This window comes from Mesorhizobium sp. Cs1299R1N1, assembly GCF_037179655.1.
Lineage (GTDB): Bacteria > Pseudomonadota > Alphaproteobacteria > Rhizobiales > Rhizobiaceae > Mesorhizobium > Mesorhizobium salmacidum.
The window spans coordinates 21,869-35,632 of sequence record NZ_JAPYKR010000004.1; the positions used below are offsets into that span (position 1 = coordinate 21,869).

At 62.0% G+C, this 13,764-nt stretch carries 13 protein-coding genes; 5 read left to right on the forward strand and 8 right to left on the reverse strand.

Translation table 11 applies throughout. The features are described 5' to 3' along the window. Positions 1 to 60 precede the first annotated feature (60 nt). A complete protein-coding gene (locus O7A70_RS09940; RefSeq protein ID WP_337140236.1) occupies positions 61 to 945 on the forward strand; it encodes an aldose 1-epimerase family protein in 885 nt (294 codons plus the stop codon). A gap of 48 nt (positions 946 to 993) precedes the next feature. On the opposite strand, the gene O7A70_RS09945 is transcribed toward O7A70_RS09940, so the two are convergent. Next, positions 994 to 1,905 carry an agmatinase gene (locus O7A70_RS09945; protein ID WP_337140237.1) on the reverse strand — a complete coding sequence of 304 codons (912 nt, stop codon included), beginning with the start codon at positions 1,903 to 1,905 and terminating at the stop codon, positions 994 to 996. 249 nt (positions 1,906 to 2,154) lie between these two features. On the opposite strand from O7A70_RS09945, the gene O7A70_RS09950 reads away from it, so the two are divergent. From O7A70_RS09950 to O7A70_RS09960, 3 genes are all read left to right on the forward strand, one after another. Continuing rightward, positions 2,155 to 3,048, forward strand: coding sequence for an alpha/beta fold hydrolase (locus O7A70_RS09950; protein ID WP_337140553.1), 894 nt, complete (start codon positions 2,155 to 2,157; stop codon positions 3,046 to 3,048). A 23-nt stretch (positions 3,049 to 3,071) separates the two neighbouring features. After that, entirely contained in the window at positions 3,072 to 3,398 is a 327-nt protein-coding gene (locus O7A70_RS09955) for a hypothetical protein (RefSeq protein ID WP_337140238.1), read from the forward strand. Between the two features lie 244 nt (positions 3,399 to 3,642). Next, positions 3,643 to 4,305, forward strand: a complete 663-nt coding sequence (locus O7A70_RS09960) for an imm11 family protein (RefSeq protein ID WP_337140239.1) — start codon at positions 3,643 to 3,645, stop codon at positions 4,303 to 4,305. 220 nt (positions 4,306 to 4,525) lie between these two features. Here O7A70_RS09960 and O7A70_RS09965 read toward each other — a convergent pair whose 3' ends face one another. From O7A70_RS09965 to O7A70_RS09995, 7 genes are all read right to left on the reverse strand, one after another. Next, positions 4,526 to 5,347, reverse strand: a complete 822-nt coding sequence (locus O7A70_RS09965; RefSeq protein ID WP_337140240.1) for an MBL fold metallo-hydrolase — start codon at positions 5,345 to 5,347, stop codon at positions 4,526 to 4,528. Next, a complete protein-coding gene (locus O7A70_RS09970) occupies positions 5,344 to 6,144 on the reverse strand; it encodes a TatD family hydrolase (RefSeq protein ID WP_337140241.1) in 801 nt (266 codons plus the stop codon). Before O7A70_RS09970 ends, O7A70_RS09965 begins: the two co-directional genes overlap by 4 nt. Continuing rightward, a complete protein-coding gene (gene metG, locus O7A70_RS09975) occupies positions 6,144 to 7,697 on the reverse strand; it encodes a methionine--tRNA ligase (RefSeq protein ID WP_337140242.1) in 1,554 nt (517 codons plus the stop codon). Before metG ends, O7A70_RS09970 begins: the two co-directional genes overlap by 1 nt. 141 nt (positions 7,698 to 7,838) lie before the next feature. After that, positions 7,839 to 8,894: a DNA polymerase III subunit delta' gene (locus O7A70_RS09980; protein WP_337140243.1), complete on the reverse strand. Its 1,056-nt coding sequence runs from the start codon at positions 8,892 to 8,894 to the stop codon at positions 7,839 to 7,841. Next, complete coding sequence (gene tmk / locus O7A70_RS09985) at positions 8,891 to 9,565, reverse strand: dTMP kinase (RefSeq protein WP_337140244.1); 675 nt, start codon at positions 9,563 to 9,565, stop codon at positions 8,891 to 8,893. Before tmk ends, O7A70_RS09980 begins: the two co-directional genes overlap by 4 nt. 81 nt (positions 9,566 to 9,646) lie before the next feature. Continuing rightward, on the reverse strand, positions 9,647 to 10,810 hold the full coding sequence (locus O7A70_RS09990; protein WP_337140245.1) for a D-alanyl-D-alanine carboxypeptidase family protein: 1,164 nt from the start codon (positions 10,808 to 10,810) through the stop codon (positions 9,647 to 9,649). 95 nt (positions 10,811 to 10,905) lie between these two features. Beyond that, the gene (locus O7A70_RS09995) at positions 10,906 to 12,129 is read right to left on the reverse strand and encodes a septal ring lytic transglycosylase RlpA family protein (RefSeq protein WP_337140246.1); all 1,224 of its coding nucleotides are present in this window, start codon (positions 12,127 to 12,129) and stop codon (positions 10,906 to 10,908) included. A gap of 704 nt (positions 12,130 to 12,833) precedes the next feature. Between O7A70_RS09995 and O7A70_RS34185 the strand changes: the two genes are divergently transcribed. Further along, positions 12,834 to 13,181: a hypothetical protein gene (locus O7A70_RS34185; protein ID WP_442921174.1), complete on the forward strand. Its 348-nt coding sequence runs from the start codon at positions 12,834 to 12,836 to the stop codon at positions 13,179 to 13,181. Positions 13,182 to 13,764: the final 583 nt, after the last annotated feature.

Genomic DNA, 13,764 nt, shown 5'->3' on the forward strand with positions numbered 1-13,764 from the left:
TGAGTTCACTCCTGGCCATTTGCTAGCCTGCCGGCCACACCAGACGGACCGCGAGGACATATGGAACAGGACAGCCTGACGCTTCATGGCGACGGCATATCGGCGACCATTGCCGGGCAAGGCGCCGAACTGGTTTCGCTAAGGGATGCGCAAGGATTTGAGTTCCTGTGGCAGGCCGGACCGGCCTGGCGGCGCCATTCACCGGTGCTGTTTCCGATCGTCGGCCGGCTGAAGGGCGATCAACTGCGCCATCGCGGTCAGACCTATCCGATGACGCAACACGGCTTCGCCCGCGACAAGCCGTTTATGTGGGGGGAGAGGGGGCCTCGATCCTGCACGCTGGTGCTCACCGATGACGCGGAAACCCGAACCCACTACCCGTTCGCATTTCGCCTGGCCGTGACCTATACACTGGGCGAGGGGCAACTCGACATAGGATTGGAGGTCACCAACTCCGGCGACGAGCCGATGCCGGCCTCGATCGGGGCGCATCCGGCATTCAATTGGCCGCTGCTGCCGGATCTGGCCAAAACGGATTATCGGCTGACCTTTTCCGATGACGAGCCAACACCGATCCGCCGGCTGAAGGATGGCCTGCTCACAGCAACACCGCAGCCGACGCCTGTCAGAGGCAATATCCTCGAGCTCTCCGAACGGCTGTTCGACGAAGACGCCGTGATCCTGGACCGGCCGGTCAGCAACAGCGTTCGCTACGGCGCCGAGACTGGTCCGGCGATCGAGGTCTCATGGCAGGGATTTCAGGAACTGGGCATCTGGTCCAAACCCGGCGGCGCACCGTTCCTGTGCATCGAGCCTTGGCACGGCATGGCCAGCCCGCTGGATTTCGATGGAGAGTTCACCGACAAACCCGGCCTGATGCTGATCGCGCCGGGCGCGAAGCGTTCGCTGAGTTACCGGATCAGGCTGGAGCAGGGGCCTCGGTAAAGTTTCCTGCAGGCTGGACAGGGGCCGTATTCGATCTCAGGTCGGGTTTCAAACCTGCCGGACCACGGCGCCGATCACATTGACGAGGAGGCGCGCGGCGGTCAGCGCCGACAGGCCGTCAATGTCGGCTGGCGGATAGAACTCCACAAGATCGAATCCGGCGATCCTCGCCCGCTTGCCCAAGCCGGCAATGAGATCGATGACCTGCGTGTAGGTGAGGCCGCCGGGAGTACGCGCTGCTACGCCCGGCATGATGCTGGGATCGAGGCTGTCAAAGTCCAGGGTGACGACGACCCGCGCTCCCTCCGGGATGTGCCTGAGCGCCGCTTCGACACCCAGGGTGTGGACCTCGCGCGCGGTGACGAAACGGCTGCCATAGTGCCGCGCCGCTTCGATCTCCGTGAGGCGTGCGCTGCCGACGCTGCGCAGTCCGACCTGCACCATGCCGGCGACATGCGCCATCTCGCTCGCCCGGCGCATCGGGCTGGAGTAGCCGTGGCGTTCGCCATGCACCTCGTCGCGCCAGTCGATATGGGCGTCGATCTGCAGGATCCAGACAGGCCCGTGATCCGCGAAGCCGGCGAGGAAGGGAATGACCACGGAATCGTCTCCGCCGAGCAGGATGGGCGCGGCCGGCAATGACAGGACCTCGCGCGTCTTCGCCTCGATCCGGGCGCGGTTGCCGGCATTGTCATGCATGGTGGTCAGGATGTCGCCGGCGTCGACGCAGCAGATCGGCCTGCCGTCGAACAGCGGGCCGCCGAGATCGAAATCCCAATGCTCGATGAGCGCGGCATCACCCTGGCTTGCAACACGGATGGCATCGGCGGCCAAGGCATGGCTGCCGCTGTCTTTGCCGGGATAGGTGCTGCCGTGACCAGCTCCGAAGATCACTGCGCGGGGCGCCGTGCCATCGGCGAGACGATCGGGCAAGCCGAGAAAGGAAGATCGAGTGGTCATTTCTGATCGCCTTCAGTCCCGCCGACGCATGATGAGCGGATTGGGGCAGGGTAGTTGCTTTGTATGCCGGATTCCATCGTCGAAATCTTGATCCCATGCTCGGCCTGCATTGGGTTCATTCCCGGCGTTCCGCGCCGGGCGACCCTTTCGATCTTTCCTTGACCGCCGTTTGGCACGGAACCTTCCAGCGCGAGCATCGTAAACGACGAGAGGTATTGGAAGCCCAATGCGCTCGTTTTCGAACGCTCTATCGAGGAGGCAAGGTTGCGACACCGCCAAGTGAAAGTTGACGGAAATACCATTTTCTATCGCGAGGATGGTCCGACCGACGCACCAGTGCTTCTGCTGCCGCACGGCTATCCCTGCTCGTCCTATCAATTTCGGAGACTGATGCCGGCATTGGCCAATCGCTGGCGTACCTTTGCGCCGGATTTCCCGGGCTTTGGCTACAGTACGACGCCCGACTTCTCAGCATTCGGCTATGATTTCGATGCCTATGCAGGATTTCTGACGGCTTTCGCGGATACGCTCGGTCTGTCCCGCTATGCGCTCTGGTTGCACGACTACGGGTCGCAGATCGGATCGCGTCACGCCATCGCACATCCGCAACGCATCGCCGCATTGGTCATCCAGAACGGCGACATCTACGAGGACGTGCTCGGCCCGAAATATGCGGCTATCAAGGCCTATTGGACCGAGAAAACACCTGAGAAGCATCGTCCGCTGGAGGAGGCGGTGAGCGAGGAGGGTTTCCGGCACGAGTTTATCGGTGAGGTGGCTGACGCCGTGGCCGAGCGAATGCCACCGGATCTATGGAAACTCCACTGGCCGCTCATGGATACGCCGCTGCGTCGGCGGCTGGCCGTGGGCCTGATGGAGAAGCTGGAGGCGAATCTCGACTGGTTCCCGCGATACCAGGCCTATTTGCGCGAAAGACAGCCGCCGACGCTCATCGTCTGGGGGCCGGAAGACGGCTACATGCCGGCCGCATCGGCTCGAGCCTACAAACGCGACCTGCCGGGAGCAGAACTCCATCTCGTGGAGGGCGCCGGCCACTGGCTTCTGGAAACCCATTTCGATGACGTGCTTCCGCTGGTGCGTGACTTCCTCGCGCGCGTCCATCGCTCAGCGCAAGGTTTGTGAAGAGTGCAAGACGAGAAGGATCGATGACGACAACGCCGACAATCGCGCGCATTTGGCGCGGCCGCACCCGGGCTGATGTGGGCGACGCTTACGAAGTCTATTTGAAGGCCGAGGGCATTCCGCCGCTTGAGAAGACCGCGCTGGGCGTCCAGCTGTTTCGCGAGGATCGCGAAGGGGAAAGCTGGTTTACCACCATCTCGTACTGGCCCGACTACGAATCGATGACGGCTTTCACCAAGGGGGAGCCAACCAAGGTCCATCATCTCGACCGCGACCCGGAGTTCCTGATCGAGCTGCCGGAGCGCATCCAGATCCATCGCATCCTGCTCGACCGGCGGAGGCTCCGCTGATCCATCTGGTCGCGGAAATGGGAACACATGTAGAGCGTCGGGCGGCACCGCCGCGTCGTCTACAATAATATGTTGGTGCGGGCGGTCCGCCAAACCGGATGTGTTTGTCTCGATCGACGTGTCTGTATCGGGGGCGCCGTTCGAAATCCGCTGCGAGGCCGAATACGCCCTCCGGAGGAGTACACCTGTGGAGCAGCATTAGGGAGGCTTCACTGCCTTGAGCGGACGAGGGTCAGGAGGTCGGGTGAAAATCTATGTTTTGAGTGTAGTGGAGGGGCAGGAATGGGTTCTTCCCCATCAACCCGACGACTACCAGCTATTCGCGACCCTCGGGGGCCGGAGCCAGAAGCGATGGCGTTCGCCCCGGATGAAATTCCTGCGCGAGCAAGACGACGGAACACCCCGGCTGTATTCGGATTTTCCTTGGCTTGGCGAGCACGTGCTCATTCTGAGGGGCACGGCGTTGGAGTCGCTTCGGCCGATTCTCGAACCGTATGGCGAATTCCTGCCGCTTCGTGCTGACGAGCCGATATCGCTCTTCAACGTCACCACTGTGGTCGATGCGCTGGATGAAGAACGTTCAGGAATCGTCCGCTTTGACGATGGCGGCATCATGACGATCGAAAACCTCGTCCTTCGGGCCGAGGCCATCGCCGGGGCCGAGATATTCAAGCTGCCGGAGCGTGCAGATGGCGTGCGAAGATCCGATATCTATCTGCAAGAAACCATCGTGCGTCAGATTGGAGACCTCGGGCTCAAAGGCATCGCCTTTGAGTTGGCCTGGAACGACGAAACGGTCGGTCGCGACAGGATCGAATACCGCGGCGTGAAGCGGCGTGCGCCTGTCTCATCCGCGAGTTCGCTCAGAAGCTTCTGGGCCGGTCTGCTTCGGAAGGCAGGGCTGTAAAGCAGGGTTGCGAGATGGATTCGAGATGCTTCTCACACTGTGACAAAAGTCGCATAAGATAGATTATGGAACTGGCGCATGGGGCGCAGCCCGGGAATTGCTGCGGTTTCCGCCATTGGCGAGCAAACATCGTGAACAGCACCACGCTGGCACTTCACGACCTCGAACCCATGATCGAACATTCGAAGGGCGGATTGAAAAGCCGACTGAGCCGCTGTCTCTATCGTTCTGACTCGTAAGGGATTTCGATCACCATGCCATCGTAGGCTGGTTCGACATTGTCGGGCGTCTCAGTCATCACGGCGGTGTAATCGAGCGGCACGTGCATGTGCGTCAGCACGGCGTTGCCGGGCGAAAGCAGCCCGATCCAGTCCAGCGCCTGGCCAAGCGAAAGATGGCTTGGATGCGTGTTGTACTGCAGCGCATCGATGACCAGCATGTCGAGGCCTCGCAGCCGCTCTGTGGTGGTCTTGGGAAAGTCGCTGACATCGGGACAGTAGGCGAGCCCGCCGATACGGAAACCCAGCGAAATGATGTCGCCATGGATCTGGGGCAGCGGCTCGAAGGTGAGGGCACCCCCCTCTCCTTCGATCACAATCGGCCTGGCATGGTTGATGACGTGGGCGTCGACGATCGGCGGATAGGAACTGCCTGGCGGCGTCTCGAAGCAATAGCCGAACGCCTGGCGCAGTCGTAGCATGGTCGGCTCGTCGGCATGGATGTCGATGCGATGCCCCTGCTCCTGCACATAGCCACGCAAATCGTCGATGCCGTGGATGTGGTCGGCATGCGGGTGCGTGTAGAGCACACCATGGATGCGCCTGACTGAAGCCATCAGCATCTGCTCGCGGAAATCCGGACCGGTGTCGATGACGACCGTGGTGCGGCCGCCATTGTCGGCGATGCGCTCGACAAGCGCGGCCGTGCGCATGCGCCGGTTCCTGGGATTGGTGGGGTCGCAATTGCCCCAGTCGCCAATGATGCGCGGCGTGCCTGGCGACGATCCGCAGCCGAGAATGGTCAGGCGCAGCCGGTCGCTCATGCCTCGGGCGCCTGCTGGTCCGGACGTGGCATTTTTCCAAACAGCCGAAAGAAATTGTCGGCGGTCAACGCTGCGATTTCAGCCTCGCTGACGCCGATCGTCTTGGCCAGCACCTTGGCGGTTTGCACGACATAGGCCGGCTCGTTGCGCTTGCCGCGAAACGGCACCGGCGCCAGATATGGCGCATCGGTTTCGACCAGCAGCCGGTCATGCGGCACATCGGCGGCGATGGCGCGCAATTCGATCGAACTCTTGAAGGTCAGGATGCCCGAGAACGACACATAGCCGCCTAATGATACGCCAACCTCGGCGAGCCGCCGTCCCGACGAAAAACAATGCAGGATGAACGGGAAGGCGCCCTTCCCTGTCTCGTCCTCGAGAATGGCGGCCATGTCGTCGTCGGCATCGCGCGAATGGATGACGAGAGGCAGCCCGGTCTCGCGGGCGGCGGCGATATGGGCGCGAAAGCTCCGCGCCTGCGCTTCGCGTGGTGCCTTGTCGTAGAAGAAATCGAGCCCCGCTTCACCGATCGCCACCACCTTCGGGTGAGTGGAGAGGCGGACAAGGTCGGCGGTGGTGACGTCGGGCTCCTCGGCGGCATTGTGCGGATGGGTGCCGACCGAGCAATAGACTTCGTCGAAAGTCTCTGCGATCTCAACGACTTGCTGAAACCGCTTCACGCGTGTGGAGATCGTCACCATGCGGCCGATACCGGCCGCCTTGGCGCGGGCGACAATGGCCGCCCGCTCCTCGGCGAAGTCCGGAAAGTCCAGATGACAATGGCTGTCGACGAGCATCAGGTGTTCGCGTCCGTCTGTTCGACATAGCGCGGAAACACGCCCTCTGGCGCAGGCAGCGCCGTGCCGGACACAAGCGCATGGTCGGCGTGGACATGCACGAAATCGCGATTGTCCGCCGGCACCGCCAGCAGGTCGAGCAGCTTGCCGGCCGAGCCCGGAATGAAGGGCTGGCAGAGAACGGCCACGCGCCGGACCACTTCGGCCGTCGTCCACAGCACCGTTTCCATGCGTTCCGGATTGGTTTTCTTGAGCGCCCAAGGTTCCTGACTGGCGAAATACCGATCGGCTTCCGCGACCACGCCGAAGATCGCCGCCAGTGCCAGATGGATGCCCTGTTCGGCCATTGCCTTGCGCGCGGTGGCGAGAGCGTCGACCGCCTGATCCAGGATCACCTTGTCGGATTCCGCCAGATCGCCGCGCTTCGGCACCACGCCGCCGCAATTCTTGGCGATCATCGACAGCGAGCGCTGCGCCAGATTGCCGAGACCATTGGCCAGATCCGCATTGGTACGGTTGACGATCGCTTCATGGCTGTAGCTGCCGTCCTGTCCGAACGGCACCTCGCGCAGGAAGAAGTACCGCACCTGGTCGAGGCCGTAATGCTCGATCATGGTGAACGGGTCGATGACGTTGCCGACCGATTTCGACATCTTCTCGCCGCGGTTGAACAGGAAGCCGTGGCCAAAGACGCGCTTCGGCAGCGGGATGCCGGCCGACATCAGGAAGGCGGGCCAATAAACCGCGTGGAAGCGTACAATGTCCTTGCCGATGATGTGTGCATCAGCCGGCCAAAACCGCCAATTGTCAGCTTTTTCATCGGGATAGCCGACGCCGGTAATGTAGTTGGTCAGCGCGTCGACCCAGACATACATGACGTGCTTTTCATCGCCAGGTACCGGCACGCCCCAGTCGAATGTGGTGCGCGAGATCGACAGGTCCTTCAGTCCCGACTTGACGAAGCTCATCACCTCGTTGCGACGCTCGGCCGGACCGATGAAGTCGGGTTGGTTTTCATAAAGCGCGACGAGCTTGTCCTGATAGGCCGACAACCGAAAGAAATAGCTTTCTTCCTCGACCCATTCGACGGGCGTTCCCTGTGGCCCGTAGCGAATATTGTCGGGACGGACCTCGGTCTCTTCCTCGCCATAATAGGCTTCGTCGCGCACCGAATACCAGCCGGCGTAGCCGCCCTTGTAGACGTCGCCATTGGCGGCCATCGCCTTCCAGATCGCCTGCGAAGCAGCGTAATGCCGCTCCTCGGTGGTGCGGATGAAATCGTCGTTCGAGGCGTTGAGCGCAGTCGCCATGCGCTTGAACTCGGCCGAGTTGCGGTCGGCCAGGTCGCGCGCGGAAATGCCTTCCTTCTTCGCCGTCTGCAGCATCTTGATGCCATGCTCGTCGGTGCCGGTGAGGAAGAAGACCTGCTTGCCGTCGAGCCGCTGGAAGCGGGCAAGCGCGTCGGTGGCGATCAGCTCATAGGCATGGCCGATATGCGGCTTGCCGTTCGGATAGGAAATCGCGGTTGTGATGTAGAATGTGTCGCGTGACATGAATGAACCGTCATGAATGTCTGAATGGAAGCCGTGGCGGTGGATATCGCATCGGAATGGCGATTGCCATCCCGAGACCAATGCACGCCGCCCAAAAGTGGCTCCTGTTTGGGGGGCCAACGGCATGCACCAAAAAGGCCGTCACATTCGCATTGCAGAATTCAGGCGGTCGATCATGGTCAGGGCGTGCTGCTTCTTGTCGAGATTGTAGGTGTCCGTTTCAGATATAGCGTCCAAGGCCTCGTGCCAAGTATCGGAGAGCGTTTTGGCCCGCTTGAGATCGCCAGCCCGCGCCGCCTGGCTTGCCGCGTCCGACAGAAGGTCCAGCGCCCGGCGGTTGAAGATGTCGAACTGGATCGCCTGGTCTTTGCCCGCGACGGCCTCGGCCAGGCGATAGGCACCGGCAATATCGCTCTTTCCCGTCGCCACCAGGCCATCGAGCGTCTGCGCGATCTCCAGCCCGCCATACTGCGTCAACAGGATCGCGCTGCGGGCACTCCCCCCTGCCCGCTCGACCAGTGCGGCCCTTGCGGCGGGATCGTCCGGTGGTGGCGGCTCCGCTGTCTCCAGCACCGCCATCAGTTCGTTGGCGTCGAGCGGTGTCAGCCGCACCACCTGGCAGCGCGAACGGATCGTCGGCAGCAGACTGCCCGGCGCATGGACGATGAGAATGAACAGGGTCCGTGCCGGTGGTTCCTCGAGATTCTTCAGCAGGGCATTGGCCGCATTGGCATTCATGTCGTCGGCCGGGTCGACGATCACCACCCGGTAGCTGCCGTCATGCGAAGTCAACGACAGGAAGCGGCTGACCTTGCGGATTTCGTCGACGGTGACGACGGTTTTGAAGCTCTTGGTCTTGTCGTTCAAGGGACGAGTCAGATGCAGCACCCCCGGATGCGCACCGGTGGCGATCTGGCGAAACAGCGGCGAGGCCGGATCGGGAACCGCAAGGTTGCCGGGCGCCTGCTCGAAGGCTGGATGCTTTAAAAGGTGGTGGGCAAGATGGAAGGCGAGCGTCGCCTTGCCGATCCCGACCGGTCCAGCGAAGATCAGCGCGTGCGGCAGCTTTCCCGCGCGATAGGCGGCGGCAAGCATGGTGGCGGCCTGCCCGTGCCCGACCAGACGTGGCGTCTCGGAAGGTTCCGGCACACCGTCCAGCGTGTCATGCTGTTCCGGCGCGATGCGTTCGAAGATCATACCGGTGCGACCTGCCTGTTGCGCTCGGGCGCCCTTGTCTCCAGTGCCGCGAACACGGTCGCCGTGACGACATCCTCCACCGTGTCCGGATCGGCGGAGGCATCGACGACGATGCAGCGTTCCGGCTCTGCCGCCGCGATTGCCAGGAACGCTTCGCGGCGGGCCTGGTGGATAGCCAGCGTCTCCTTTTCGAAGCGGTCGGCGACGGCATCGCTGCCACGCCGCAATGTCGCGCGCTTCAAGCCCTCGGCCGGGTCGATATCGAAGATCAGCGTCATGTCGGGCATCATGCCGTTGATGGCGACCTGTTCCAGCATGGCCATGAATGCCGGATCGATCCCGCCTGTAACGCCCTGATAGACACGCGAGGAATCCAGGAAGCGGTCACAAAGCACGATGGAGCCGCGCTCGACCGCCGGCCGGATGACCTGCTCGACATGGTCGGAACGCGCGGCAGCGAAGAGCAGCGCTTCCATCTTCGGCCCAAACGGTTCGGCGGCACCCGAAAGCAGCACATGCCGGACCGCTTCGGCGCCCGGCGAGCCGCCCGGTTCACGCGTGCGCAGGACATCATACTTCTTGGCGCGCATCTTTGTGGCCAGCCGCTCGATCTGTGTCGACTTGCCTGCGCCTTCGCCGCCTTCGAAGGTGATGAAAAATCCGCGCGCCAACCGAGGGGCCTTTATTCCTGTTTGAGTAGATTGTTGCGCTTTAGATAGTCCGCGACAGGGGAAACGTCCATGCCGTCGGTACTATCGAAGCCAGCCGACCGCCAGTTCCTTGACGGCATCGAGCGCGCGTTGCGGCAACGTGCCGACGCCGATCGACTCGGCCGCGAACAACGGTGTCTCCTGGCTCAGCGTGTCGCCGATCCAGACGCGCAGTGCGCCCACCGGTTGCCCCTCCTCTACCGGTGCCGCGACCGGGCCGGTATAGACGATCCTGGCCGTCAGCTTGTCGCGGTTGGTGATCGGCAGGAAAATGTCGATCGGACCTTTTGCCTTAAGCGTCACGCCGGATTTCGCACCGCCAAAAACCTGGGCCTCACCGACCACCTCGTCCTTGGCGAAGATCTCGGTCTTCGCGAACGAACGAACGCCCCAATCGAGCAGTTTGCGCGCTTCTTCGGCACGCTCCTTGTCACTGGCCAGCCCGCTCATTGCCGCGATCACCCGCGTGCCACCGTGGCTGACCGAAGCGACGATGCCGAAGCCGGACGCCTCACTCGCGCCCACAGCCAGGCCGTCGGCGCCGATGTCCATCGCCAGCAACGGGTTGCGGTTCCTCTGCGAGATCTTGTTCCAGGTGAAATCCTTCAGGCCATAGTAGCGATAGAAATCCGGGTATTCGCGCCACAGATGCAGGGCGAGCTGCGCCAGCTCGCGCACGCTTGTCTGCTGGCCATCGGCCGGCAGGCCGGTCGAATTGACGAAAGTCGATGTCTTGAGGCCGATCTGGCGCGCGCGTTCGGTCATCTCTGCGGCAAAATTGTCCTCGGATCCGGCCATGCCTTCGGCGACAACGATGCAGCCGTCGTTCGCGGCCTGCACGGTCACTCCCTGGATCAGGTCCTCGATCCGGATCGCCGATTTGAGCTTGGCGAACATCGTCGAGGTTCCCGACGGCGCGCCGCCTTTGCGCCAGGCGTTCTCGCTGACCACGAACGTATCGTCGAGTTTGAGGCGCCCGGACTTGAGGGCGTTGAAAACCACCTCCATCGTCATCAGCTTGGCCATCGAGGCCGGCGGAATGGGTTTGTCGGCATCTTTCGAAAACAGCACCGTGCCGGTGTCGGCATCGATCATGAAGGCCTGTGCGGCCTTGGTCTCGAAAAGCTGCGCTTGGGCCGGCGAAAGCGTGAGCAGGAGACCGAGGAGAAAGAACCCGACGAAAGGCTGTAGCAAGCGAAACTGCATGAAATTCGACCCGTTGGCCGGCCCCTCCGGCGTGCCGAAACTATCGGGCTTTTTCGCTGAGGGATCAACAGCCGGGCGGAAAGCCGGCTGTTGGATCAGTCGCGCACGACCAGCGCATCGGGTGCACCGTGAGACCATGCCGCCTTCAGCAACTCGTCCAGGCCGCCATGGCCGTCCGGATAGAGGTTGACCGCATACCAGTCATTGCCGTCGAGATCGGAGCGCTGGATTTCTATTCTGCCGAAGGGCTTTAGTGCCGAGGCCACACGTTTGGCTTCGGTAGCATCGTCGAACGTGCCGGCGGCGACATAATCTGGGCTGGACGGCGCCGCTTGACGGCCGTTCTTTTTCCACGACCGCAGGATGTCGGCGGGCGACATGCCGCTGTCATCCAGAGCGGCAAAGACATCCGCGTGATGGACGCGTTCATTCGCATAGGACAGCGAGGCCATGGCGAACGGCGATTGCGGCGGCAGGCTGATCTGCGGCCGTTCCGGCACGATCGGTCCGAAATCGGGCAGCGCCAGGTCGCCGAAGGCCGCCGACTGCGCGGACATCTGCCCCTGCACCGGGGTTGCGGCATCGGTCAGCTGACCTGGAAACGGCACTGCGGCCGCGCCGACCGGAAGGCTCGGCGAAGGCCCGTTCATGGCCACCATGACGCCGGTCGGCAGGCCATCCGACGGGTCCGGTATGCGGTTGCCTGGATGGTAAGAGGCCATCAGGTACTGGTCGTCATTGCCGTCGAGCGGCGCGCGGCCGACATATTCGACCTTCACCTTTGCGGTGCCGACCTTGTCGTAGTCCAGCATCTGCGCGGCTCGCTCAGAGACGTCGATGATGCGGCCCTCATGGTATGGGCCGCGGTCATTGACGCGCACGATCACCGAACTGCCGGTTTCGAGGTTGGTGACGCGGGCATAGCTGGGCAGCGGCATGGTCGGATGCGCCGCCGTCAGGTGCGCCGTGTCGTAGACTTCGCCGTTGGCGGTCAGCCGGCCGTGGAAGGCGTCGCCATACCACGAGGCCAGACCCACCTTGGCGTACTTCTTGTCTTCTTTGGGATAATACCACTTGCCGCGCACCTGATAGGGCTTGCCAAGCTGGTCGCGGCCGCCGCCGCGCCGCATGAAGGCAGCGCGCGGACTGGCCTTCACGCCATATTCGGTCTCGGCGAAATATTCCTTGGAGCGGGTCTTCTTGTAGACCATGCCTTTCGGCTCAGGCTGCGATGCGCAAGCGGCAAGCAATGCAGCAGACGCTGCAAGCAACGCAACCGTGGCAACGCGACGAAGACGCGGGTGCGTCACAGCCTGCATTCTTGATTGTCCCCTAAAGTCTGAACCAAAGACGTCGTATCCGACCATCAGAGGAGCCAAGCACTCACTCGACAATGCCAACGACGTCTCGGACCCCGATCCTTTGTGCGCAGGAATTGTTTATCACGGTATTAACCGATTGTGGCCGGAACCGGGCAAGATTGTGACACTGCCCGTCCTGTCGTTGGCTAGGGAGAGGTGTGCCTTTGCGGCGCCTGCCCGCAGGAAGCGATCAGGCGGTTGATCTCCGCTTCATCGGCAAGTTGCCGGCGTCGGAAAGCCGCCGTAGCGGCTCCAAGGCCAGGAGCAGCGGTGATCGCACCCGCGAGCGCGGAGCGCGTCGCGTCTGTGCGTGTGACATTTGGTAGTTCTCATCAGGAAGGGCTGTTCAGTCGCCGCCCTCGGGAGGCTTCTCCCCGAGGGCGGGCAACATCGGCTTACCGAATGATAGGCTCAATCCAGAACTCAACAACGCAACGCTTACACAACAGCCAATTCAATAGACTTTGAACGTTTTGGTTCCGTTAGCTATGGCTAAAAAGTAGAAAAAACCAACCTCCGTAATGCATGGCACCGGCGGGACCGGCGCGGGCGGAATTCTCTTCTAAGAATTCTACTTCTTTCATACACCCATCTAAGCCCATTAGCTTGCTGGCGGCCGATGCTGCGAATGGTACGGTAGTGTTGAATTGGAGGCTTTATACATGTCGACCCAGAACACAAACGGCTCGAAACTCGACCAGGGCCTTGTATCGGAATCTCAGGCGCGCCGGGACTTTCTTAAAAAGGCGGGGCGTTTCGCTGCGGTTACGCCGCCGGCTGTAACCCTCCTGCTCGGCACCAGCTTGAATTCCAAGGCGATTGCCAAATCAGGCGGATCACGTCCTGGCAACGGTGGGGGGGACAAGAACCACCCCCACGCCGGCCCGCCGGGTCATCCTCAACCCGGCCCTCCCGGTCAGGTCCATACTCAGTTCCTGTTCGAGCGAGGCCACTCTGACAACGCCGGCGGCGGATCCCACGGAGGATCGAGGGCAGGCGATCCTAACTAGCAACCAAGCCCTCTGGATAAGGCCGAAACGCTGGCGGTATCAATCGTCGCCACGGTCGAGAAGCTGAGGGATAACGGCTGATGCCCACCCGGCCTGCGAGATCGCAAAAATTAACGGATCGTTGACCGCGCTGTCCTATTCTGAGACAGCGCGGTCTAGTCCCATCCGGACTGCGCAGGCGGCTCCGGCAACACAGCCCCCGCCGCACTGTCGGAGCCGCCACCATACTAGCCTGAAGATACCAGCAATGGTTGAATCAACTGTTACTGCAGTTGTTGCAAATAGAGCGAAACGGTTCTCCCTAATAAGATCTTTGTTTGCAGCGCTCCTTGAATCCCCGGCTTCGATCGGCAGTTAGCCTGATCACCGGCACATCGGACGATACCGAGCCATCGGCCCACAACGACCGCGCTTTGGTCTGCACCGAGCTGCGTCGGTCGCCTTCCCGCCACCAGATGCAAAAAGCCCGCCGGGCATCCCCAGGGATGAATCAAGGGACATAGCCGGAGCGTTGGAAACCCAAGCTATCTCTTAACACGTGAGAAGCGGCAAAGAGGTTTCAAGGCGTGAGCTAACGCTACCG